At 46.7% G+C, this 22,823-nt stretch carries 20 protein-coding genes; 10 read left to right on the plus strand and 10 right to left on the minus strand.

Annotated elements, in window-relative coordinates; all coding sequences use genetic code 11:
• Positions 1 to 39 precede the first annotated feature (39 nt).
• A complete protein-coding gene (locus tag R6242_RS14020) occupies positions 40 to 1,653 on the plus strand; it encodes a methyl-accepting chemotaxis protein (RefSeq protein WP_318427788.1) in 1,614 nt (537 codons plus the stop codon).
• Between the two features lie 91 nt (positions 1,654 to 1,744).
• Here the strand turns inward: R6242_RS14020 and R6242_RS14025 are convergent, their stop codons facing one another.
• Positions 1,745 to 2,947, minus strand: a complete 1,203-nt coding sequence (locus tag R6242_RS14025; RefSeq protein WP_318427790.1) for a sterol desaturase family protein — start codon at positions 2,945 to 2,947, stop codon at positions 1,745 to 1,747.
• Between the two features lie 391 nt (positions 2,948 to 3,338).
• Between R6242_RS14025 and R6242_RS14030 the strand changes: the two genes are divergently transcribed.
• The 3 genes from R6242_RS14030 (at position 3,339) to R6242_RS14040 (ending at position 5,858) form a co-directional block, all read left to right on the plus strand.
• Positions 3,339 to 4,589: a 6-phosphofructokinase gene (locus R6242_RS14030; RefSeq protein WP_318427792.1), complete on the plus strand. Its 1,251-nt coding sequence runs from the start codon at positions 3,339 to 3,341 to the stop codon at positions 4,587 to 4,589.
• Positions 4,590 to 4,665: 76 nt separating this feature from the next.
• Positions 4,666 to 5,340 carry a MarC family NAAT transporter gene (locus tag R6242_RS14035; RefSeq protein WP_293932882.1) on the plus strand — a complete coding sequence of 225 codons (675 nt, stop codon included), beginning with the start codon at positions 4,666 to 4,668 and terminating at the stop codon, positions 5,338 to 5,340.
• Between the two features lie 56 nt (positions 5,341 to 5,396).
• Complete coding sequence (locus R6242_RS14040; RefSeq protein ID WP_318427795.1) at positions 5,397 to 5,858, plus strand: MgtC/SapB family protein; 462 nt, start codon at positions 5,397 to 5,399, stop codon at positions 5,856 to 5,858.
• Here the strand turns inward: R6242_RS14040 and miaA are convergent.
• The 4 genes from miaA to R6242_RS14060 all read right to left on the minus strand — a co-directional run bounded on the left by miaA (position 5,855) and on the right by R6242_RS14060 (position 10,347).
• The gene (gene miaA / locus R6242_RS14045; protein WP_318427798.1) at positions 5,855 to 6,790 is read right to left on the minus strand and encodes a tRNA (adenosine(37)-N6)-dimethylallyltransferase MiaA; all 936 of its coding nucleotides are present in this window, start codon (positions 6,788 to 6,790) and stop codon (positions 5,855 to 5,857) included. The genes R6242_RS14040 and miaA overlap by 4 nt on opposite strands.
• A gap of 234 nt (positions 6,791 to 7,024) precedes the next feature.
• Entirely contained in the window at positions 7,025 to 7,186 is a 162-nt protein-coding gene (locus tag R6242_RS14050; RefSeq protein ID WP_318427800.1) for a hypothetical protein, read from the minus strand.
• A gap of 347 nt (positions 7,187 to 7,533) precedes the next feature.
• Complete coding sequence (locus R6242_RS14055; RefSeq protein WP_318427801.1) at positions 7,534 to 8,280, minus strand: tetratricopeptide repeat protein; 747 nt, start codon at positions 8,278 to 8,280, stop codon at positions 7,534 to 7,536.
• 57 nt (positions 8,281 to 8,337) lie between these two features.
• On the minus strand, positions 8,338 to 10,347 hold the full coding sequence (locus tag R6242_RS14060; protein ID WP_318427802.1) for a bifunctional 2',3'-cyclic-nucleotide 2'-phosphodiesterase/3'-nucleotidase: 2,010 nt from the start codon (positions 10,345 to 10,347) through the stop codon (positions 8,338 to 8,340).
• A gap of 461 nt (positions 10,348 to 10,808) precedes the next feature.
• Between R6242_RS14060 and R6242_RS14065 the strand changes: the two genes are divergently transcribed.
• The 3 genes from R6242_RS14065 to R6242_RS14075 all read left to right on the plus strand — a co-directional run bounded on the left by R6242_RS14065 (position 10,809) and on the right by R6242_RS14075 (position 14,258).
• Positions 10,809 to 12,431 (plus strand): NAD(P)/FAD-dependent oxidoreductase, encoded by a 1,623-nt coding sequence (locus tag R6242_RS14065; protein WP_318427803.1) that lies wholly within the window; start codon positions 10,809 to 10,811, stop codon positions 12,429 to 12,431.
• 246 nt (positions 12,432 to 12,677) lie between these two features.
• Positions 12,678 to 13,340, plus strand: coding sequence for an OmpA family protein (locus R6242_RS14070; protein ID WP_318427804.1), 663 nt, complete (start codon positions 12,678 to 12,680; stop codon positions 13,338 to 13,340).
• Between the two features lie 192 nt (positions 13,341 to 13,532).
• Positions 13,533 to 14,258, plus strand: a complete 726-nt coding sequence (locus R6242_RS14075) for a 1-acylglycerol-3-phosphate O-acyltransferase (protein WP_318427805.1) — start codon at positions 13,533 to 13,535, stop codon at positions 14,256 to 14,258.
• Here R6242_RS14075 and R6242_RS14080 read toward each other — a convergent pair.
• The 5 genes from R6242_RS14080 to R6242_RS14100 form a co-directional block, all read right to left on the minus strand.
• Positions 14,241 to 14,972, minus strand: a complete 732-nt coding sequence (locus R6242_RS14080) for an alpha/beta hydrolase (RefSeq protein ID WP_318427806.1) — start codon at positions 14,970 to 14,972, stop codon at positions 14,241 to 14,243. The two genes, R6242_RS14075 and R6242_RS14080, sit on opposite strands and share 18 nt — an antisense overlap.
• A complete protein-coding gene (locus tag R6242_RS14085; protein ID WP_318427808.1) occupies positions 14,969 to 15,979 on the minus strand; it encodes a M14 family zinc carboxypeptidase in 1,011 nt (336 codons plus the stop codon). Before R6242_RS14085 ends, R6242_RS14080 begins: the two co-directional genes overlap by 4 nt.
• Positions 15,980 to 16,068: 89 nt before the next feature.
• The gene (locus tag R6242_RS14090) at positions 16,069 to 16,737 is read right to left on the minus strand and encodes an amino acid ABC transporter permease (protein ID WP_318427812.1); all 669 of its coding nucleotides are present in this window, start codon (positions 16,735 to 16,737) and stop codon (positions 16,069 to 16,071) included.
• 173 nt (positions 16,738 to 16,910) lie between these two features.
• Positions 16,911 to 17,687 (minus strand): transporter substrate-binding domain-containing protein, encoded by a 777-nt coding sequence (locus tag R6242_RS14095; RefSeq protein WP_293932862.1) that lies wholly within the window; start codon positions 17,685 to 17,687, stop codon positions 16,911 to 16,913.
• Between the two features lie 175 nt (positions 17,688 to 17,862).
• Positions 17,863 to 18,570, minus strand: coding sequence for an ABC transporter substrate-binding protein (locus R6242_RS14100; protein ID WP_318427818.1), 708 nt, complete (start codon positions 18,568 to 18,570; stop codon positions 17,863 to 17,865).
• Between the two features lie 626 nt (positions 18,571 to 19,196).
• Between R6242_RS14100 and R6242_RS14105 the strand changes: the two genes are divergently transcribed.
• From R6242_RS14105 to R6242_RS14115, 3 genes are all read left to right on the plus strand, one after another.
• Positions 19,197 to 20,204: an isopenicillin N synthase family dioxygenase gene (locus R6242_RS14105; protein ID WP_318427821.1), complete on the plus strand. Its 1,008-nt coding sequence runs from the start codon at positions 19,197 to 19,199 to the stop codon at positions 20,202 to 20,204.
• A 3-nt stretch (positions 20,205 to 20,207) separates the two neighbouring features.
• Entirely contained in the window at positions 20,208 to 21,602 is a 1,395-nt protein-coding gene (locus R6242_RS14110; RefSeq protein WP_318427824.1) for a cystathionine beta-synthase, read from the plus strand.
• A 66-nt stretch (positions 21,603 to 21,668) separates the two neighbouring features.
• Positions 21,669 to 22,814 carry a PLP-dependent aspartate aminotransferase family protein gene (locus R6242_RS14115; protein ID WP_318427826.1) on the plus strand — a complete coding sequence of 382 codons (1,146 nt, stop codon included), beginning with the start codon at positions 21,669 to 21,671 and terminating at the stop codon, positions 22,812 to 22,814.
• The last annotated feature ends 9 nt before the right edge of the window (positions 22,815 to 22,823 follow it).

A 22,823-nucleotide genomic window follows, 5' to 3' on the forward strand; every position in this document is an offset into this window, starting at 1 on the left:
GATTAGCTTGAATTTTGTAACTCACTATTTGGAAAAATCTTGAAAATCGCTCACCGACTCACCGTATTGGTGGCAACAACAACCGTTTCAATATTGCTATTGATTACCGTCGGATATTTTAAGCTCAGCGCAATTAATACGCTGGTCGACGAAGTGGTCGTCAATGTGATGCCATCTTTAGAAACATTGAATAATGCTGAACTCACCTTTATGAGCGCTCGTCGCTTGGAGCTTAGTTATATTATTGAAGCGGATCCGGCTCAAAAGCAGGTGCAAATTGATAAAATGCAAGGCCTCTTGGCAGATGTTGATCGTTTACTGCAAAGCTACGAAAAATACGCTGATGATGATATTGATCGTAAAAATTTAGCCACTGCAGTCACAGAGTTTACTGCTTTAAAACCGTTGATGGCTGAAGGGGCGCGTTTTGCATTATCCCGCCCTATGGAAGAAACGCGTGCGTTTGTTTCCAATTCGGTCACTCCACAGGCAGAAAAGTTTTTTGCCGCGCTAAGTATCGCTAAAGAACACAATAACAAGTATTCCAAAGAAGCCAGCCAAGAGGTTAAATCACAAATATCCAAGGCCATTACTAGTTCATTAGTTGTGGGTGGCGTGCTGCTTATTTTGGCCTTTGCCATTGGTTACTGGATTACGCAAGGCATTAAAAAACCACTCATGGATTTGCGCCAATTCTTAGTAAATTTAGGCACGAATTACGATTTTACTCAGCGTATGCAAGTGAGCAGCAATGATGAAATTGGGGAGTCGCTGCATGCTTTAAATGGCTTACTTGATACCCTACAAGCTAGCTTGCAACAGCTGCATAGAATTGGCCGTGATGTGACGGCGACAGCCAGCGAATTATCCTCGGCCAGCCATGAGTTATCGAGCACTTCACACCATGTAAGTGGTGCTGCATCAAGCATGGCGGCAGGGGTAGAAGAGGTTACGGTGAGCATTAGCTTGGTTGCAGATCGCAGTAGCGAATGTGATCGCACGGCGCGCGAAGCGGGCTTGATGGCCGCTAGTGGTGGCGATGTGATTGAAAGTACTATTCATAGTATTCAACAAATTGCCGCAGATGTACGCGTATCAGCGGGGCAAGTTGAAGCGCTGAAAGAGCGCACCGCAAGCATTAATACTGTGGTGAATGTGATCAAAGATATTGCAGATCAAACTAATTTGCTGGCCCTTAATGCCGCGATTGAGGCCGCGCGTGCGGGTGATCTGGGCCGTGGTTTTGCTGTTGTTGCCGATGAAGTGCGTAAGCTTGCCGAGCGAACCAGCCAATCCACTCAAGAAATTGTTGCTACCGTTTCAGCCATTCAAAATGAAGCCAATACCACTGTGCTAAGTATGCAGCAAACCGTGAAACAAGTTGATTTGGGTGTGCTGCAGGCTCAACAAGCCAGCACCGCCATCTTGAGTATCCGTCAGAATGCCGATCTAGTTGTGGTGCAGGTCAGTGAGATTAGCGATTCAATGCGTGAGCAAAGCGCGGCGAGCAGCATGATGGCGCAGCAGGTAGAGCGTGTGGCGCAAATGTCTGAGGAAAGTAGCTCTGTTGCACAAAATACCGCCTCTGAAGGCTTGCGCCTGCGGCAGCTAAGCAGCGAGCTGGACGCGGCAATTGCGACATATCAGGTTTAATTTAAACTATGGTTTAGCCCTGTATTATTGAGCCAAGCTATTTTTATTAAAAATGCCCCGATCTGAACCGGGGCATTTTTTATAGTTAATATTATTTTTGCAATTTGAACGGGAAGAGTTGCTGCTTTAAAAAACCATGCGGGACATAATTGCCAACGACGCCATATTTATCTGGAAACTGCTTCTCTGAATCAACGGCAGAGCCAAAAATATAGTCAATAAACGCGAAGTGAGCGGCATAATTTTTATCAATGGCAATATCGTCGGATGAGTGATGCCAGTGGTGAAAATCAGGCGTGACCAAGATATAACGTAAAGGCCCCCAGTTAAGATGCACGTTTGAATGATTAAATACCGACTGAAACCCTACAATCAGGATATACATATCCAATACATTTTTGCTAAATCCCATCACATAAAGCGCGCCAAGGATTAAGACGCGTGTCACAATAATTTCAAGGATATGCAGTCTTGATCCTGCTAGCCAATCCATAACTTCAGAGCTGTGATGTATAGAGTGATATTTCCATAAAAAAGGGACTTCATGGTAGGAGCGGTGAGTCCAGTATTCAACGAAATCGGCAATAAAAATACATAGCAATAATTGTGGGAAGAACCAAATACTCTGAATAAATTCTTGTAATGAGTGTTTGACCAGCCAGCCAAAGCCATAGTGAATCGTGAAATTGACGACTAGTAGCATAAAGCCAATTAAAAGATGGTTAAAGCCAAAATGAATTAAATCGTTTTGCCATGCTTTTCTAAATAATGTTTGCCCTTTATAAAGTGGGAACATTTTTTCTAGAAGCACAAAAATAATGGATGAGCCAAGTAGATCAAGAATAAACCAATCTAGCCCTAGATAATAAGTATTTTCATGGTTGTAATCGCCTACATGTACCCGTGATCCACCCAGTGCAACGGTGATCATGACGAAGAAAAATGCAGCTAAATTAATATTTCTTTTGCGATTTAAAAGAATATTACTGAATGACCAGCCGCCAGAAAACAATAAGGCAAAAAACATAATTTGGCGGATATCGGCCGTGTTGTAGACATCGCGCAGCTCAGGTGTGGTGAGATATTCAGGAAAATGAAATGCAATCACACCTAAAAAACACAGAATAGCTAGGCATAAAGAAAAAATGCCGCTGGCCATGCCATAGCCTTGTTTGATTTCACCTTCTTTATTCAGTAAAGAGCTTGTTTCGCTGATTACTTCATTGGCTACTTCACTCATATCGATTGCTGGTATGGCTACTTTGCTGGCTAAGTGCTTAAAATTTTCTTTCATTTTATCCTTTTACATGCCTTATTTCTTACAAAAAAATGTTTGTCATAAATGTTTTTTTGCATGCTATGAAGTTTAATAAGCATTGTCAATTTCATATTTAAAATAGATTTATTTTAAATTTTGTCAATAAATTGAGGAGATTAATGTTGCAGGGGTGTATAAATTTTTATCTGTAGATTTTGGCTTATTTTGGGCATTTTGTTTCATTAATAAATGCATATTGAGCATATAAGCCTTACTGCGCAGGGCTAGCGAGCGTTGCTCCGGTGCGTGGGCATGCCCCCTTTTTTTTGCATGCTCTAAAACCCTAATGCAAAAAGCCCCGATGACTTAACATGCTGCAACGCGCAAAATACCTGCCTAAAATTTATTATTTTCGGAAAACTCAATCATGGCTAGAAACGCGCTTTACGCCCAATCGGGTGGTGTAACCCCTGTGATTAATGCTTCGGCTGCAGCCGTGATTGCTGCTGCCCGTGCGCATCCTGAGCAGATTGGCCGTATGTATGCCGCTAAAAATGGCGTGTTGGGTGTGCTGGCTGAAGAGCTGATCGATACCGCCAGCATGAGCGAAACAGAGCTAGCCGCGCTAGCCGCATCCCCAGGCGGTGCTTTTGGCTCTTGCCGCCATAAGCTGCGCTTTGGTAAAGAGCTAACCCGCTTATTTGAAGTATTTGCCGCGCACGATATTGGTTATTTGTTTTATAACGGTGGCGGCGATTCGGCCGATACCTGCTTAAAGATTGCTGCACACGCTGAATATCTTGGCTACGATCTCACCGCTATTCATGTGCCAAAAACCATTGATAACGATTTGCCACATTCAGATTGCTCGCCAGGCTTTGGCTCGGTGGCCAAGTATGTGGGCACTTCGGTGCGTGAAGCGGGGATGGACGTTGCATCCATGTGCGGCTCCAGCACCAAAGTATTTATTATGGAAGTCATGGGCCGCCATACCGGTTGGATTGCCGCAAGTAGCGGCTTAGCGTCTGGCGAAGGCAATCTGCCACCGCACCTGATTTTGCTGCCGGAAGTCACCTTTAACGCGGCGACCTTCCTTGCTGCCGTTGAAGAAACCATTGCCCGCGAAGGCTATTGCGTGATCGTGGCTGCGGAAGGCATTAAAAATGCTGAAGGCAAGTTCGTTGCCGAAGCGGGTGGCACCGATGCCTTTGGTCATGCCCAACTGGGCGGCGTTGCGCCTTACTTGGCACAGCTGATCAAAACAGCTCAAGGCCACAAGTGCCACTGGGCGGTGGCGGATTATCTGCAACGCGCAGCACGCCATATGGCATCGCAAACCGATGTAGATCAAGCCATGGCAGCCGGTACAGCCGCAGTGAAGTTTGCTCTGGCCGGTGAGCGCGGCGTCATGCCAACTATCGTTCGCACTAGCGATACGCCTTATGCTTGGACGATTGGATCGGTGAAGCTGGAAGAAGTGGCCAACCATGAAAAACACCTGCCAGCAGAATATATCCGCGCTGATGGCTTTCATATCACCCCAGCAGCGCACACTTATTTTGCACCGCTGATTATGGGTGAGGCGATTCCTCCTTATGCAAATGGTTTGCCCGCTTACCCAGTGTGGAATTTTTCCGTAGTCGAAGCCAAGCTAGAAGCGTTTAATACGGCGGCGTAAACTTTCTCTAATCTTGATCTAAATAAAAGGGAAGGGCACTGTTCAAGTGTACGCTTCCCTTTTTTGCGTGGACAAGATGACCTTATTTCGCTTGGTACTAGAGTACCTGTCTTACATCCTAACGACAGTTACGGCGCTTTTACCGATTATTAATCCGCTTTCTACTGCTGCAATTTTGCCTGGAATATCGGTGCATTTATCCGATGCCGAGCGAAAACAGCAGGTTAAACTGGCTTGCTACTATATGGCAGGAATCTTAATCACCTTCCTGATGGCAGGGGGCTTGATTATGGATTTCTTTAATATCTCTATTCCTGGCTTACGTATTGCTGGTGGGATGGTCGTGATTTATCTGGGTTTTAGAATGCTGTTTCCAGATTCCTCACCACCCATTGATGACAAGCCTGAGTTAGGTGCCAGGCGTGAAATTGCTTTTACCCCACTCGCTATGCCTTCGATGGCGGGGCCTGGCTCGATTGCGGTGGTGATTTCAATGTCTTCTACCTTGCATTCACAAAGGCATATCCCTGTATGGGCGGGGTATTTTCTTTTGATACTGGGCATTGCCGCCACAGCCTTTATCTGCTGGCTAACCTTACGCGCCTCTAGCCGTTTATTTGCTGTGCTTGGGGATGAAGGCATTAGTGCAATATCAAGAATTATGGGTTTTATGCTGATTTGTATCGGGGTGCAGTTTTTTATTAATGGCGTGGGTGAATTACTACACGATGCAAGCTTTATGCCGCGTTAAGCGTTTTATGCTTTATCTTGCTAGCTGGCTTACTTGATCAGTAGTGGTGATGTTTTATGAGAGTGCTTTTAGATGGTGATATTTTCTTGCGCTTGCTAGTAGCGGTGTTTTTAGGTGGGATGATTGGTATCAATCGCTTTATGCACAAAAAGCCAGCCGGCGTACGCACCCATGCCTTGGTATCTTTGGGCGCGGCGCTGATGATTGCTTTAAATGGCGTGATTAGCCATGACGATGCCCAAGCCTTTAGCCGTGTGGCTCAAGGCTTGATTACCGGCATTGGCTTTTTGGGGGCGGGATTAATTGTGCATCGTAGCGATAATGTTGTGGAGGGGCTTACCTCTGCCGCCTCGATCTGGCTTACTGCTGCGATAGGTTTGGCTTGCGGTGCTGGCTATGTGGATGTCGCCCTGTTTGTGGTGATTTTAGCGCTGCTGGTGATTAATTTGGGTGGTGGATTAGAGCGCTGGGCCGAAAGACGGGTGCAGCGCTGGCGCGATGATCAATCGCCACATTAAAGCCAGCCCGTAACAGCTGCCTTTACCCGTTCTGCCAAATCATTTTCTTGGCAATTAATCTCTAGCAAATCATCCATGCCCCGCATCCAAGTCAGCTGGCGTTTAGCCAATTGGCGGGTGGCGGCGATGCCTTTTTCGCGCATGGTGGGATAATCTACCAAGCCATCCTGGTATTCCCAAGCCTGCCGATAGCCCACGCAGCGCATCGAAGGCAGCTCCAGCGATAAAGCATATTTAGCCCGCAAGCGGCTTACTTCATCCAGTAAACCAAGCGCCAGCATTTGATCAAAGCGCAGCGCAATGCGCTGGTGCAGCCATTGTCTATCTTGTGGCAGTAGGGCAATTTTAAGCAGGCGATAAGGCAAAGCGCCACTGGCAGGCTCGGCCAGTAAATCAGACATTTTGCGGCCAGTGAGCTGGCAGACCTCTAAGGCGCGCTCGATGCGCTGGGCGTCGGCGGGTTTAAGCCGCTCTGCCGTGATGGGGTCGATGGCGGCTAGCTTGGCGTGCATGGCAGGCCAGCCGATCAGCTCAGCTTCTTCATGGATTTGCACCCGCAGCGCGGCATCCGCTTGTGGCAATTCATGAATGCCGTGTTGCAAGGTGTTGTAATACAGCATGGTGCCGCCCACCAGCACCGGCACTTTGCCGCGCGAGGTGATATCCGCCATTAAAGCCAGTGCATCGCGCCTAAATTGCGCGGCAGAATAGGCTTCAGTCGGTGAAATAATATCGATCAAATGGTGCGGCGCACGGGCTAGCTCTGCCGCGTTTGGCTTGGCACTGCCAATATCCATATCTTTAAATACCAACGCCGAATCAACCGAAATCAACTCCACCGGCAAGCCGCTTTCCAGTAAATGAATGGCGCTGGCGGTCTTACCGCTGGCGGTTGGGCCCATTAAGAAAATGGCAGGGGAGTGATGCGGCATGGCTAAAGTCTCAAGCTAAAAAATATGGAAAATTAAAATTTATCAAAGGCATTACATACGAAAATGGGCCACCATCCTGAAAAAAACCATCAGTATCTTAGGGGCGCTGCTTGCTGCGCCCTGTTTGGGAAATAAAGCCCCAATCCTATCAACTTAAGATTTAACCAACATGTAGGGTGGGCAAGGCGGTTTATCTTGCCCACGCGGATACGCGGGCAAAAAAACGCGCCCACCCTACGATGTTTTAAATGCTTGCAATAGTGCAATCCAAGTTGAAGCCTGTTTAACAATTAAAACATTGCCCTTAAGTTGATAGGATTGGGGTGAAACCCGCGTGTTTATTCGGCATTGCTCGGGTTTTACCCGCCCTAGCAGCTCCAAAACCAAATCAAGCACTCAAGAAATCCATCTACACAGAGCCCGTTGAGCAAGAGACATAATCAGGTCAACTTAAGGGCAATTGATTGATCGTTAACCCTTAAGTGATTAACTGAGATCAATCTATTGCAAGTGTTGACACAGCATAGGGCGTAGCAAGCCGCCCCCTATATTTTTCCCTGTGCTTATATTTGTATTGATAGCCATAAAAAAACCCGCTAAAGCGAGGCTTTATGCGGGTTTTTAGTTTTTCTAGTGTTTTGGCGCTGGGTTGCCACTAGAACCCAACTCAGTAGCGATTCTACAGGGCGCTGTAGAGATCGACAAGCCGGAGGCTGGCTGCGTGCAACGGTGGTTGGCGGGCCTTAATCAAACATCACGACCTTATTACTATGATCTTGTTTGCAATGGCTGATATGGCCCGCCATTTCGCTGAGGGAATGCGCTTGCACAGGGTTGATATCTAGGCCCATTTCACCCATTTCAAAAGCCAGCGCTAGCTCTTGTAGGGCAGGCACGTATTGTAGGTTGGCGGCTTGCTTGTAATGGCTGATTGCCATTTTATCGTCTTGTTTTACATAATCGCCGTAGCGATACCAGTTGCCTAGGGTGTAAATCGCGGCAGGGTCTTGGTTTTGGGCTGCAGTATTGATGAGCTCGATTCCCTTGGCCTGATCTTTAGGGCCACCTTCGCCTTTTAGCGTCATTATACCTAGCCGGTAAATGCCTAACTGGCCTGCAGTACTCAATAATAATCTGGCTTTTTGTTTGTCTTCATTGACGCCATCACCTTTTAAATAGGCCATGGCCAGCTGGAAACGTGCTTTTTGATCGCCGGCTTCGGCGGCTTTCTCATACCATTTTGCCGCCTCTGATTTATCACTTGATTGCTCAGCAAATAAGCGCGCGGCCAGTGGATGCCCCGCTTGAGCGAGCTCTTGTAAACGATTTTTGCCACCATCTGCATTAAGGCGTAATTGTTCTACAGCCATATTAGGCATAGAGAGGAGCTGGGCTTGCTGCTGCTGGCGGTATTCTTTAAGGATAAATGTGCCTGCTGCAAGGAGTGCCATAGCCAGTAAAACCAATGCAGGTTTAGATAATACTTTCATAAAAACTCCAAATCCCTGAGGCTTGCACCTCAGGGATTTTTATATCAAATCAAGTCATTATTTAGAAAGGTCGATACTAAATACCGAGGCGCTGTTATCTGCTTTAGTTGACTCAAAGGTGATATTGCTGATTTTTTCCATGGCTGCCACGTCTTTAACGGCTTTGTCTGATGACGTTTCAAAAGTCACCTTACCAGCTGTTTTAACCTTGGCAAAGCGCCAGTTAGCCACTGCGCCTTGTTTGGCTAAGGTCAGCGTTTTTTGCTCTTTTACATAGCTAACGATGATGTCACGGTTAGCATCGCCACCGCTATCAACCACAATCTGGCTACCATCAAGGCCAGCAAAGCCACCGCCACCGCTGGCACGGTAGTTATTGGTCACCACAATAAACTCAGCCGTTGGGTCAATGGCCTTGCCACCCAAGGTGATATTAACAATGCGGCTGCCTTTGTCTTTTGTTACGTCTATTTCGTAGCTGATGCCGGTGATTTGGTCAAAGTTATACGATGGGAATGCGCTGGCAATCAAAGGCTGATCGGTAGTTTTAGTTGGGTCAATTTGGTTAAACTGCTCGGCTGATTTTTCCAGCCACAGTTTTACCGCAGCACCATTAATTTTTACCGCTTGCAGGGTATTAGGGTAGAGATATAAATCGGCAATATTTTTAATCGCCACATCGCCCGTTGCAATATCGGTATAGCCCGTGCCTTTAAAATTCATTTTAAATGGCGCAGCTGCGGACAGGATCGGCAGATTGGCATATTTAGGCAGATTTGCTTTCACAAACTTGCTGACGTAGTCGGTTTGCGCCAAGTTAATCAGCTGAATTGCTGACGTTGGGGCAATTTGTGAGAAGAAAGAGCTGATGCGGTATTCGCTCTTGCCCACACCCGCGCTCACGTACTTGATGGTGCCTTGATGTTCTTTATCAACCAGCTTAGCAATTTCTGGTTTCACTTCTACCGCTGTCACCTTACCCGCAGCGTCTTTTGTGCTGACAGGCTTCAGTACGCCTTGTGAATCATTGGTTTTCCAAACCTTACCGTCAAATTCTAGATTCAGTTTCAGCACGCCCAGTGTGTTGCCCCAGAAGCCAGACATCACGGTAGGAACACCATTCACAAGGCCTTTGACATTATCCACTCCCTTCATGTCTTTGTAGTTTTTGCCATCAGGGAATGTGCTGTGTGAGTGGCCGGAAACAATGGCGGTAATACCTGGCACATCTTTCGCAAGGTAGTAAACCGCGTTTTCCAAGGCTGGGCTGTTTTCAGCAGTAGAAATACCGCTGTGTGCCAGCGCTACCACGATATCTGCACCCTTGGCTTTCATTTCAGGCACGTATTTTTTTGCCGCGTCCACAATACCCAATACGCTGACTTTGCCTTCCAGGTTACGTTTATCCCAATCCATAATGCCTGGTGGGGTAAAACCGATCACGCCCACTTTTAGCTTGATATCTTTGCCATCGGTGCTTTTAAAGGTGCGATCCAGAATGACGTAAGGCTCAAATAAAGGTTTGCCGTCGCCAGCGTTATTCACGTTAGAAGTAACCAGTGGGAAATCTGGGCCTGCGCATTTTTGACCGGCTTCTGGGCCAGATTTCATGGATGAGCCAGTCACTTGACCAAGATATTTTAGGCCGTAGTTAAACTCATGATTACCGATATTACCGGCATCATATTTCATGAGGTTCATTACTTTGTGAATCGCCAGTGGCGTATCACATTTAACTGGCTCGATTTGCGCTTGGTAGTCAGAAAGCGAGGTGCCTTGAATGGTATCGCCATCGTCTACTAGCAAGTTATTTGGGTTTTCTTTACGCGCAGCATCAATCAGGGTGGCAGTACGCTCAAAACCAAGGGTATTGTCTTCGGTGGTTTTGTAATAGTCGTAGCTCAGCACATTGGCGTGCAGGTCGGTGGTTTGCAATACGGCCAAATCAAGCTTGGTGCCGGCTGCAGGGGGAGGTGTGACCGGTGTTGCTGGGGTATCGTCGCTGTTATTACATGCAGCTAAGGCCAGCGTGCTGCTGATCAGGCCTGCTAATAGTGAAACACGCATCTCTTCTCTTCTCTTATGGTTTTTGAGTGAAGGCGCGAGCATAGGGGCAAAAGTTTGCAGTAAGACTGCAGTTGTGTTGCAAATAGATGAAGTTTTTAATGCAGTGAGCGTTTTATGCTTATTTTTGTTCATCTTTTAATGAAAGTTGCTAAGCAAGTATAAAGCGGTGCTATTTCATTTAAATTTTGTTGCCGATGGCTTTTGTTTGATAAGGATATTATTGGCTTGAGGAATGGGTTTTGAAAGAATCACCATGGCTTAGCTCAATATTTAGCAGTTTAAAGTCTTGGTGGCTTTATTTGCCATGCCATAGTGCTGCAAGCGGGCTAGAAAACCGGCAAAATAGCGGGCTGAACTGAATTAGTTGGCTTGTTTGCATATTTGATGGCAGGTGTTTTCTAGCATCACATAAAATATGTAAATCAGCGCCGTTTGCGCACCTTGAATTTCGGAAAGACAGAATGTTAAGAATCAATGAAGTAAAACTACCGCTTGATCATTCGGAAGAAGAATTAAAACAGGCGCTGCTGAAGCGCTTGGCTATCTCTAGCAATGATCTGATTAGCTTTAGTATTTTTAAGCGCAGCTACGATGCGCGTAAGCGTACTGCAATTTTGCTAATCTACTCCTTAGATGCCGAAGTTAAGCAAGAGGCCGCAGTGCTTAAGCGCTTAAGCAGCGATCGTCATATTATGCTTACACCCGATATTGAATATCAGTATGTGGGCAGCGCACCAGCGGGGTTGGTAGATCGCCCGGTGGTAATTGGCACTGGCCCCTGTGGCTTGTTTGCTGGCTTGTTGCTGGCACAAATGGGCTTTAAGCCGATTATCCTTGAGCGTGGTAAGGCAGTACGTGAGCGCACTAAAGATACTTGGGGCCTATGGCGCAAGGGCGAGCTGAATCCTGAATCCAATGTGCAATACGGTGAAGGCGGCGCGGGCACCTTTTCTGACGGTAAGCTTTACAGCCAAATTAAAGACCCTAAGCATTTAGGTTATAAAGTTTTACAAGAATTTGTAAAAGCCGGTGCGCCAGATGAAATCATGTATGTCAGCAAGCCGCATATCGGTACTTTCCGCTTGGTGAGTATGGTAGAAAGCATGCGCGCCAATATTATTGAGCTGGGCGGTGAAGTGCGGTTCTCTAGCAAGGTAGAGCAGCTGATTTTGGCTGATGGCCAAGTTGAAGGCGTTGAGCTGGCGAACGGCGAAAAAATCTTGTCTAAGCACGTGGTGCTGGCGATTGGTCATAGCGCTAGGGATACCTTTTACAAGCTATTTGAGCAGGGCGTGTATATGGAGGCCAAGCCGTTCTCTCTTGGATTCCGTGTAGAACACCCGCAAGCGCTGATTGATACCGCTCGCTTTGGTGCTAGTGCTGGCCATCCTATTTTGGGTGCTGCGGATTATAAATTGGTGCATCACGCCAGCAATGGCCGCTCGGTGTATAGCTTCTGTATGTGCCCTGGTGGCACGGTGGTGGCGGCCGCATCCGAGCCAGGACGCGTGGTGACCAACGGCATGAGCCAGTATTCCCGCAATGAGCGCAATGCCAATGCGGCGATTGTGGTGGGGATTACGCCCGAGATCGATTTCCCTGGCCATCCGCTGGCAGGGATTGAGCTGCAACGTAAATGGGAAAGCAAAGCTTTTGAAGTGGGCGGCAGCAGCTACCAAGCCCCTGCGCAAAAGCTGGGTGATTTCCTTGCTGGCAAGCCATCCACCGAGTTTGGCGTGGTGGTGCCGTCCTATACCCCGGGTGTACATCTCACTGATTTAAGCGATTGCCTACCTGAATACGCCATTACCGCCATTCGTGAGGCAATGCCTGCTTTTGATAAGCAAATCAAAGGCTTTGGTATGGCTGATGCACTGTTTACCGGCGTAGAAACGCGTACCTCGTCGCCAGTGCGGATTAAACGTGATAACGACAGCTTGCAAAGCATCAATACCAAAGGCTTATTCCCTGCAGGCGAAGGTGCTGGCTATGCGGGGGGGATTTTATCGGCGGGGGTAGATGGGATTAAAATTGCTGAAGCGGTGGCTTTAAGCATTTTGAATGAATTAAAAGTGGCTGATTAAGAATTTTGTTGTTATTTATTAGGCATAAGGTGGTGGGGGCAGGCTTTTGTTTGGCTTAAGCCTCGCCATTGCTGTGTTTTACCTCACCCATACTGGGTAATATGCCCAAATCATTTTGATTTATATTATGCCTCAGGCGTTTATAATCAGGCATATATTCATTAAATAAATATTGAATTGGCATTGGGCGTACTTGCTATACGGGTAGGCCCAATATTTGCCTTTCAAAAAATAAAAGGAATCATCGTGCGTATTACTCTGCCACTTATTTTAGCTTTATTACTTTCAGCGTGTGCCACCAATGATTTAGGGGAAAAGCGTGATTTTAATAAAACCGAGCTGGGCGCTTTAATTGGTGTAGTTGGTGGTGCTGCTGCAGGGGCCGCCATTAATCATAATAACCGTGGCAAAGGTGCGCTGATTGGTGCTATTGGCGGTGGTTTGGCGGGTGGTGGGATTGGTTACTATATGGATAAGCAAACCAAGGATTTTCAACAGCAATTAGCTGCTGAAATTCAGCGTGGTGATATCACCGTACAAAAAATGGCCGATCAATCCTTATTGGTGAGCATGACTTCTAATACCGGTTTTGATACCAATTCGTCGGTATTAAAAGCGGGCTATACCCCAACGCTAGATAAAATTGCCAAAATTGTGAATCAATATGGCAAAACATCTATTTCTATTGTTGGCCATACCGACAACACCGGTAGCGTAACGGTAAATCAAAGCGTATCAGAGCGCCGCGCTCAATCGGTGGCGGATTACTTTGTTAGCCGCAATGTAAATGCAGTACGTCTTGATGCATCAGGCCGTGGCAAGGCTGAGCCACGCTCCAGCAATGAAACGGAAGCAGGCCGTAGCTTAAATCGCCGCGTAGAATTACGTATTGTGCCGGTTGCTGCTTAATTGCATTGGGGCGCAATTTATCGCGCCCTTACTATTGGCCTTAACTTTTTTGCATGTACCGCGTAAGGCAGAGCATTGTGTGATGCAATTATTTATCTAATTGATGCCGCTTAAGTTGCTATTTAGCAACTTTAATTGTGAAATAGAGGATAGATCCGTACACTGCTGCCCTTTATTGCCATGGGCGCTTGTATGCTTTATTTGCTTCGAATGCTGTTGATGTCGCTACACTTTATTGTCGCTGGCATGATTGGCATCCTGATTGGCCTTTGTCGCCCATTTAATCCTGATAATAGCCGCCTCTGTGGCCGTCTTTACTCGCTACCTGCCATGCCTATTCTTGGCTTTAAGGTAAGGGCAGAGATCAAAGGCCTGTTAGAGCATCAACGCTCTTGTGTGATTGTGGCTAATCACCAGTCTAATTATGATTTATTTGTATTTGGCCGTGCTGTGCCTGCACGTACCGTGACCATTGGTAAAAAAAGCCTGAAATGGATTCCATTTTTTGGTCAGCTATTTTGGTTGGCGGGAAATGTGCTGATCGATAGAGGCAATGCACAGCGGGCTAAAAAAGCCATGCTGACCACAACCGATACCTTGCAACATAAAGACACGTCTATTTGGGTGTTTGTTGAAGGCACCCGCAATAAAGGTCGTGGCTTATTACCTTTTAAAAAGGGTGCATTTCAAATGGCAATTAATGCGGGTGTGCCTATTTTACCGGTCTGTGTGAGCACTTATAGTAATCATATGCGGTTAAATAATTGGCATTCTGCAGAGGTACTCATGCGCTCGCTAGAGCCTATTTCTACTACTGGTTTAACACAGAATGATTTACCTGCTTTAATTGAGCAGTGCCGCAATCAAATGCTGGCGTGTATTGAAGAGTTGGATAAAGAATTAATGTCGCGCAGTTAAATATTCTTTAATGGCCTGCAATACCCATTCGCCATCATCTAATGGTAAATCGTGCCCTGCCTGGGGGTGAACTAAGCAGGGCACTTGCCATTTTTTGGCTAGTGTTTGTGAGCAAGTGGGGCTCACTAATTGATCTACTCCACCAGATAATAGCAAAATGGGTACATTGGGTTGGCTGGCTTTATAGCGCATTGCAGCTAGTAATTGGCGCAGGATATTTAGGGTGTTAATGGGGTATTGGCGTTGCATTGCCATCCAATCGTTTAATACAGCTTGGGGTCGAGTTTGGCTGGTTAATTGTAAAATAATCCGCTCTTTTTCCTTGGGGCTGCTGATTAATAAACGCAGCAAGGCAGGGTAGCTGTGGGGCCTTAGCCGCTGATAAAAAGGATTTATCGGCCTTAAGCTGGTATTGATGAGTATGCAGGCGCTTATTTCTTCTGGAAACGCTTTAGCCCAAGCTACAGCTGCCATTGCACCTAATGAAATGGCTAATACATGATAGGGGCTGGGCTGTGTTGCTAAGCTTTGCCGGATATGCTCTACCATTGCTTCAATATGGCTGAGGCTAGCTTGCTGATGTAATACGCCATTGCCTGGCCAATCAATAGTGATGATCTTATCATTGGGCCAAGCCGCTTGCGCTTTGGTAATAAAATCACCCCAATGCCGAGATTCACGCATTAGCCCACGTAATAGCACCCATGTTTTCATATAATTCCGTACCAAAGCGCTTCGGCTTCTTGTTTGCAATTAATATAATGATTGGCTTTAGGTAGCCATTTGCTGTGATCGTGAACTGCACGTAATAAAAATTCAAATAATAATAAATGACTGCGCAATACTCTTTGTTGGCGATGTGGCACAATTGGGTTAAATAAGCCTAATAAAGACATTAATTGGCGTGGGTTTTTTTTAACCCATAGCCAAGAGCCTAATTCTAAAGTCAGTGGTAAAAAAAACTGACCACTCCCACTATTTTCTGTATATAAATAATCCCAAATATCGCCGTGGGTACAATACTGCAAAGCCTGTGGTTCAATTACATAAGGATGATGTGGGTAGCTTTGATCAAATAAGGCTTTAAGTGCATAAACTTCGGCTAAATTAGGAAAAGGAATCCGCGTATGGGCATAGGGAAACCACAGTCTATCTCTTAGGCCAAAGCCAGAGTGGCAATCGAGTGCAATACTAAATGGGCTATTGAGTAATTGGGATTTAACCACATTGCAAAGCGCTTGATTTTCTAATTCCATGCTTGCGTTTAATTCGCCTCGATACCAAGGCAGATGCGGGCTAATTCTATGCCCACCGACTAGAAAAGACGTTTTTTCTGCGGATTCAATTGGCGCATTGCGCATTAAATCTACCCCGTAGCCATTGCTACGTGTGCCTCGGGCGATGCCAATTGGGTTAATGAGCGGCATAAACACCAAACGCATGTTTTTTAGGGTGTGCTGTAAGCCACTATCCCAGCGCAACCTGACTAAGAGCGAGCGTAGGAATGCCAACACAATTTGGCTACCAATCCGCTCTAAGCCATGCACCCCGCCAAAAAATCCCAGCACAGGGGCATCTAGTGCTGTGCTGCCCATGCTGATGCTATAGAGCGGAAAGCTCACTTCGTGCCTTTTAACCTCGCCGTGCTGTTGCACACGTAAGACATTTCCTGCTTGCAAGATAATGTCTTCCAGCTCAATTAGTTCTGGTAATTGCAGCATGACTTACTCAGGTAAGTGAGATCAAGGTGCTTTTATAGTAAGCAGCGGCGGATGCTGCATGGCTTATTTATATTCTGTTGCCTTGCATCTTACCTAATATACATTTGGTTTAGCTTTACTTCTAGCTTGCGTTGTACTGTTTCAAAGGATGCGCTTAACAGCCAGTAAATGGCGGCGGCCATTAAATAGAGAGGAAAGGGCTGAAAGGTGGTGGCGATGACTTCCTTACTGGCAAGCATAAGCTCGCTGACCGAAATAACGGATACGAGTGAGGTATCTTTAATTAGGCTAATCAGGCTATTAGATAAGCTGGGTACAGCTAGGCGTAAAGCTTGCGGAGCAACCACGTAACGCAGTGTTTGGCTATTTGTTAGACCTAGGCTTTTACCGGCATCCCATTGCCCTTGGGTAATGCCATTGATAGAGCCACGTAGCGTTTCAGATAAATAACCACCCACATTGAGGCTTAAAGCTAAAACACCCGCGGTGAGCGGCTCAAACTGGATGCCAATGCTGGGTAGGCCAAAATAAATGACAAATAATTGCACCAACAGTGGTGTGCCGCGAATACAGCTGACATAAACGGCGCATATTTGTGATAACACGGGGATTTTACTCAGCCGGATCAAAACCACCAAGATGGCGATAAGTAAGCCGCCTAGCATGGAAGCGATCGCTAAAAAGAGCGTATAGCCCGCGCCATGCAGCAAAATTGGAAACGCGTCTTTAAGTAGCTGTATTAAGCTGGGTAAATCCATTTCCTTGCTCCAAAAATAAAAACCCCCAGTCGTAACAGGGGGTGTAGATCTTACATTTACTGGTTGATATTACATACAACGATTTTTAGTCCACGAAATACACGAGCAGATGAAATATTGCATTTTTTCGTATAACTCGTGGGCTATGTATTTTGATGTGCTATGCCGCTATTTTACTGTGCAACCGGCGGTTTGCTCACATCACGATCAAACCATTTCTTAGATATTTTGGTGAAACTACCATCTGCTTGCAAATCCGCCAAGGCTTTATTTAAGGATGCCTTAAATTTAGGGTTACCTTTTACAAAAGGAATGCCTGATTTTTCGATATCACCCAGTGGCGCACCGGCTTTCAGTGGCAATTTGGTTTTCTTCACGATATAAGGAATCAGCAAGCTATCGTTCAGCGCAGCATCAATGCGGCTAAGCGCTAAATCTTGCAAATATTCTTGGGAGCCTGGATAGGTTTTAACGTCGATTCCACCTACTGCCTTGGCGATATCGGCATAGTTAGTGCCTTGACCTAAGCCTAGTTTTTTACCTTTTAAATCATCTAAGCTTTTGAATACGCGGGTTTCATTGCTACGCACAATCAGCTGCGGGCTAGATAGCGTGTAAGGCTCAGAAAAATCAAAGGTCTCCTTGCGCTTGTCGGTGATGCCTACTTGGTTAATCACAATATCGTACTTGCCAGCTTGTAAGCCAGCCAGCATGGCACTCCACTCACTGGTACTAAACTCTGCTTTTACCCCTAGTTTTTGTGCTAAAGCTTTAGCTAGCTCAACTTCAAAACCCGTTAATTCATTGTTTTCTTTGTAATTAAACGGTGGGTAAGTGCCTTCTACCGCAATTTTTAACGTGCCGCGTTGTTTAATGGTATCGAGTAAATCGGCTGCACCCGCGTGAATTGTAAAACCTAGTAAAGCTGCAGCAAGCAAGAATTTGCGCATTTGTATATTCCTTTTTGATCTAAATAAATGTTTTCAAATGCAATATTCGCATAGTTGCACAGTGCTGAACAGAATTTTTAAGTGGCAATGACATGGTAATTTTGACTAAGACAAAAACAAGGGGCTGGACGACGAGGAGTAAATAGCGATTTTAGCCTATAGTTTGTAAAGCGCTTTATTTTCTATATTTATTTTCTATGGATAAATTACTACCGTCTTTATCCATGCCTTGCAATATTTTATTATAAAAATTTATTTTTTTATTATCCATATTGATATTACAGGCAAGGTACATTTCTGATTGATTAAATAAAAAAATGGGTGTTATCTTATCTGATAAGTTTTTTCTTTTTAAAATGGCTAGCCCAAGTAGCTCACCCGTCGCCCAAAAATCAAAACGATTTTTTAATAGTTTTTGTGGGTTATCTTCATCTGTTTTTGCAAGATCTACTTTAAAACCTTTTTTAATTAAATACTCTGCAATCGCATCGCCGCGATAAGTACCAATAGAATAAGGCTTTAATTCATCTAGATTTTTAGGTGCACGTGTATCACCTTGTTTGGCAAAGATATACCAATTATTTTTGACCAATGGTCCCACCCATTGAAACAGCGCTTCGCGCTCGGGGGTGCGGGTGGTTGAAAAAACGCAGGTGTCGCGCTCTTTTTGGGCTAATTGATAAGCCCGTACCCAAGGATAGGCGGTTATGGTGTAGTTTTCTTTGGCACGCAACATTATTTCAATCACTTTCTCAGTAGAGATTCCACTGACCTTTTGGCTTTTGGCATCCAAGATATTAAACGGCGGGTAATCCTCGGTGGTTAAGGTTAATGCCAGTGCTGGGCCGCTTAGTATGATTAGAGTCAAAAACGTTGATTTCATTTTCTAATCCAAATAAAGGCCGCACAAAATAACCGTTTTATATCTCTTATCTAGTGGTATTAGCAGAAGGTTTTTCATCGTGGTTTATGTATCTCTGCTTAGCTGGTCTTGTTATTCAGATCTGGCGCTAGGATTAGGTAAATCATGTTTTTGTTTTAGACCTTTAATGCGCAAAGTACAACGCCTCTACCTAGCTAGTAGACAGCTCGCTGTGGTTTGCTTGTCAGTTTAAAGCAGCGCCCCCTAGGGGTTATCTCCCCTCATGCCGATAATCTCAGGTCAACCACAAAAATGAGCAAAAGGCATACGAAGGTGATTTTTTAGATTTTTTCTTGGCTTTGCTTACTTTTTGTTCAGCTTGTGGCGTGCCTTATCGTACCCCCCTTAAAGGCACAGCCCTGTGCCAATCAAAAACATAAAATAATAATATTAAAGTAATTTTTTATAGCCAAACGATATAAAAACCGGCTAAGCTAGCCTTTATAGACTAAATGAGTCTAAAAAAACAGTTTAAATAATATTTTGATCGATAGAGGCCTATATGTCTAAACACTCTTTTTTACTCATCTCTTGTCGATGCTGCACCGTGGAGCCTGCCGTGTTTACAAAGTGATCGAGGTGTTTAAATGAGCTTGCCTGTTTTAGATTTATCCCTGTTTTATAGTGAAAATCGTGATGAATTCTTGCGTGATCTGCGCCATGCCGCGCGGGATTACGGGTTTTTTTATTTGCGTGGTCATGGCATCAGTGAGGGCTACCAGCAGGACATGCTGACCTTAGCAAGGCAGTTTTTTGCTTTAAGCCAGGCCGAGAAAATGGCGGTGGGTATGGTGAATTCACCGCATTTTCGCGGCTATACCCGCCAAGGGGGCGAGCTGACTGCAGGGCGGGCCGATCAGCGCGAGCAATTTGACACGATGAATGAGGGCCGAGCGGCCCTTGATACAGAGCCTGCATGGCGGCGTTTGCAAGGCCCCAATCAATGGCCGGAAAGCCTGCCTGCATTAAAAGCGGGTTTGTTGTTTTGGCAAGATAGTTTAAGTGCAATTTGTGAGCGGCTGATGCAGGCTTTTGCGCTGGCATTGGGCCAGCCAGAAGATATCTTTGCAGCGCTTTACCGTGGCGAGCCGTTTCAGCATTTAAAGATGATTCGTTATCCGGGTATAGGGCAAGCGGGGCAAGGGGTGGGCGCGCATAAAGATGCGGGGCTGCTGACCTTGGTGATGCAGGATAAGCAGTCTGGCTTGCAGGTGGCCACATCTCAGGGCTGGCTCGATGCGCCCCCTTTGCCTGGCACGTTTGTGGTGAATATTGGCGAGCTACTAGAGCTGGCTTCTGGCGGCTATTTGCAAGCCACCTTACATAGAGTGGTGTCTCCACCCGTGGGGATTGAGCGTTTGTCTTACGCGTTCTTTATGGGGCCAAGGCTGGATGCTGCCGTGCCTTTACTGCAGCTGCCGGCTGAGCTTAGCAAGCAGTTGGCGGCGGTGTCAGTTGATCCGGCGAACCCATTGTTTAGCCATGTAGGTGAAAACGTACTAAAAGGCCGAGCGCGCTCACATCTGGATGTGGCGGCAAGGCATTATCCTGATTTTTGTTTGTCAGCCGGTATTAAAACTACAGAAAGAGTTTAGTCAATGACTTCAGCATCCATTTTATCTTTGATCGGCAATACGCCACTGGTAGAAATCACCCAGCTGGATACCGGTCTCTGTCGCTTATTTGTAAAGCTGGAAAACCAAAATCCAGGCGGCTCAATTAAAGATCGCGTGGCGCTTTCAATGATTGAAGCCGCCGAGCAAAGCGGGCAGTTAAAGCCTGGCGGTACTATTGTGGAGGCCACTGCAGGCAATACCGGCCTAGGCTTGGCACTGGTGGCGGGGCGTAAGGGTTATCGCACCGTGCTGATTGTGCCAGATAAAATGAGCCGCGAAAAAGTATTGAATTTACAGGCCTTAGGGGCGCAAGTGATTCTGACCCGCTCTGATGTGGGCAAGGGCCACCCTGATTATTATCAGGACAAAGCCCGCCGCGTGGCGCAATCGATTCCGGGTGCTTTATATATTGATCAGTTTAGTAATCCGGCCAACCCCGCCGCACATGAAAAAACCACGGGGCCAGAAATCTGGCGTCAGCTAGAAGAAAAAGTGGATGCGGTGGTGGTGGGCGTAGGCTCAAGTGGCACGCTAACGGGCTTATCCCGCTTTTTTGCCCGCGTTTCCCCGCAAACCGAGTTTGTATTGGCCGACCCAGTGGGATCGATTCTGGCGGATTACGTGGAAACCGGTGCTTTTGGCAGCGCAGGCAGCTGGCTGGTTGAGGGCATAGGCGAAGATTTTGTGCCGCCGCAGTTTGACGGCAGCTTAATTAAGCGCAGCTACCGCATCAGCGATAAAGAAAGCTTTGAAACCGGCCGCGCGTTGCTGCAGGCCGAGGGGTTATTTGCCGGTGCATCGTCCGGCACGTTGCTGGCCGCTGCGCTACGTTATTGCCGCGAGCAGACCACGCCCAAACGCGTGGTGACCTTTATTGGCGATAGCGGCAATAAGTATTTAAGCAAAATGTATAACGATCATTGGATGATCGATCAGGGCATGATAGAAAACGCCAAAACGGGCAATCTGGCTGATCTCATCAGCCGCCCACACGCCAGTGGCGCCACGCTGATTGCCGACCCAGACGAGCCAATTTCGCAAGCATGGCAGCGGATGCGCAGCAACGATGTATCGCAATTGCCGGTGCTGGAAAACGGTGAAATAGTCGGGATTATCGACGAGTGGGATTTACTCTTGTCTGTGCACGGCGAGCCGCAGCAATTTGCTATGCCGGTACGCGCCGCCATGACCAGCCAAGTCACTACATTAGCGCCAGACACCTCGGTTAGAGATTTGCTGCAAGTGTTTAACGACGACAAAATCGCCGTTATCGCTGATAAAGAACGCTTTTACGGCCTCATCACCCAGAGTGATTTACTGGCCTTTTGGCGTAAGAAATTTGTGAGTGAAGCGATTTTAAGCCCCGCTGCACATTGAACTTAGGGTGGATTTGAAGCATCCATCGATGAATCGTCAACAGACCCTAGCCTTCGGAGCCATTTTATGAGCACATTTGAAACCCTCGCCGTCACCAGCGGCCTGCACCGTGATCCACTCGGGGCGATTAATACCCCGATTTATGCCTCTTCTACTTTTCGCCAGCCATCCCCTGGCCAGCCGGATCAATATGAATATTCGCGCTCCAGCAATCCAACGCGCGATGCTTTTGAGGTGGCGATTGCCGCTTTAGAAGGCGGCACGCGTGGCTATGCATTTGCATCAGGCATGGCAGCCATTGCCACGGTACTAGAGTTGTTGCCGGTAAATAGTCACTTAGTGGCCGTGGATGATTTATACGGTGGCAGTGGACGTTTATTTGAAAAAGTAAAACAGCGCACCGCAGGCTTAACGGTGACTTATGTGCCAACCGGCGATTTGGAAGCGCTGCAAGCGGCTATCAAGCCAGAAACTAAAATGATCTGGATTGAAACGCCTTCTAATCCGCTCAATCGCCTCAGTGATTTAAGCGCCATTGTGGCCATTGCTCGTGAAGCAGGTGTGCTCACCGTGGCCGATAACACCTTTGCCTCGCCCGCTTTGCAGCGCCCGCTAGAGCATGGCGTGGATATCGTGCTGCACTCGGCAACCAAGTATTTAAACGGCCATTCTGACGTGATCGCCGGAGCCGTGGTGGTAGGGGATAACGCGGAGCTGGCGGAGCAATTAAGCTTTTTGCAAAACGCTATCGGCGCGGTGCTTGATCCATTTCAAAGCTTTTTAGCACTGCGTGGGATTCGGACTTTAGCGATTCGTATGCAGCGCCATAATCAAAACGCATTGGTTGTTGCCCAGTGGCTAGAGCAGCATCCACGGGTAGAGCGAGTTTTATATCCCTATTTAGAAAGCCACCCACAATACGCGCTGGCAAAAAAACAAATGTCTGGCGGTGGCGGTGTGGTGTCGTTTTACCTGAAGGGCGATGACGCCGCTGCGCATCAAGTGCTGACCCATACCAAGCTGTTTACCTTAGCCGAAAGCCTAGGCGGGGTAGAAAGCCTGATCAGCCAGCCGGTGCGGATGACTCACGCCTCCGTGCCGCCAGAGCGCCGCCTTAAATTAGGCATCAGCGATAATCTAATTCGTCTTTCAGTGGGGATTGAAGGCATTGAAGATTTGCTGGCTGATTTAGAACAGGCCTTGGCAGCATAGTTGTGCTCT

The sequence above is a fragment of the Iodobacter sp. CM08 genome (assembly GCF_033446605.1).
Classification (GTDB): Bacteria; Pseudomonadota; Gammaproteobacteria; order Burkholderiales; family Chitinibacteraceae; genus Iodobacter.

Bases quoted from the DNA above. Each gene is read 5' to 3' on its own strand.
- R6242_RS14025 (WP_318427790.1), bottom strand. From the start codon at position 2,947: ATGAAAGAAAATTTTAAGCACTTAGCCAGCAAAGTAGCCATACCAGCA.
- R6242_RS14030 (WP_318427792.1), top strand. From the start codon at position 3,339: ATGGCTAGAAACGCGCTTTACGCCCAATCGGGTGGTGTAACCCCTGTG.
- R6242_RS14035 (WP_293932882.1), top strand. From the start codon at position 4,666: ATGACCTTATTTCGCTTGGTACTAGAGTACCTGTCTTACATCCTAACG.
- R6242_RS14040 (WP_318427795.1), top strand. From the start codon at position 5,397: ATGAGAGTGCTTTTAGATGGTGATATTTTCTTGCGCTTGCTAGTAGCG.
- miaA (WP_318427798.1), bottom strand. From the start codon at position 6,790: ATGCCGCATCACTCCCCTGCCATTTTCTTAATGGGCCCAACCGCCAGC.
- R6242_RS14055 (WP_318427801.1), bottom strand. From the start codon at position 8,280: ATGAAAGTATTATCTAAACCTGCATTGGTTTTACTGGCTATGGCACTC.
- R6242_RS14060 (WP_318427802.1), bottom strand. From the start codon at position 10,347: ATGCGTGTTTCACTATTAGCAGGCCTGATCAGCAGCACGCTGGCCTTA.
- R6242_RS14065 (WP_318427803.1), top strand. From the start codon at position 10,809: ATGTTAAGAATCAATGAAGTAAAACTACCGCTTGATCATTCGGAAGAA.
- R6242_RS14075 (WP_318427805.1), top strand. From the start codon at position 13,533: ATGCTTTATTTGCTTCGAATGCTGTTGATGTCGCTACACTTTATTGTC.
- R6242_RS14080 (WP_318427806.1), bottom strand. From the start codon at position 14,972: ATGAAAACATGGGTGCTATTACGTGGGCTAATGCGTGAATCTCGGCAT.
- R6242_RS14085 (WP_318427808.1), bottom strand. From the start codon at position 15,979: ATGCTGCAATTACCAGAACTAATTGAGCTGGAAGACATTATCTTGCAA.
- R6242_RS14090 (WP_318427812.1), bottom strand. From the start codon at position 16,737: ATGGATTTACCCAGCTTAATACAGCTACTTAAAGACGCGTTTCCAATT.
- R6242_RS14095 (WP_293932862.1), bottom strand. From the start codon at position 17,687: ATGCGCAAATTCTTGCTTGCTGCAGCTTTACTAGGTTTTACAATTCAC.
- R6242_RS14100 (WP_318427818.1), bottom strand. From the start codon at position 18,570: ATGAAATCAACGTTTTTGACTCTAATCATACTAAGCGGCCCAGCACTG.
- R6242_RS14105 (WP_318427821.1), top strand. From the start codon at position 19,197: ATGAGCTTGCCTGTTTTAGATTTATCCCTGTTTTATAGTGAAAATCGT.
- R6242_RS14110 (WP_318427824.1), top strand. From the start codon at position 20,208: ATGACTTCAGCATCCATTTTATCTTTGATCGGCAATACGCCACTGGTA.
- R6242_RS14115 (WP_318427826.1), top strand. From the start codon at position 21,669: ATGAGCACATTTGAAACCCTCGCCGTCACCAGCGGCCTGCACCGTGAT.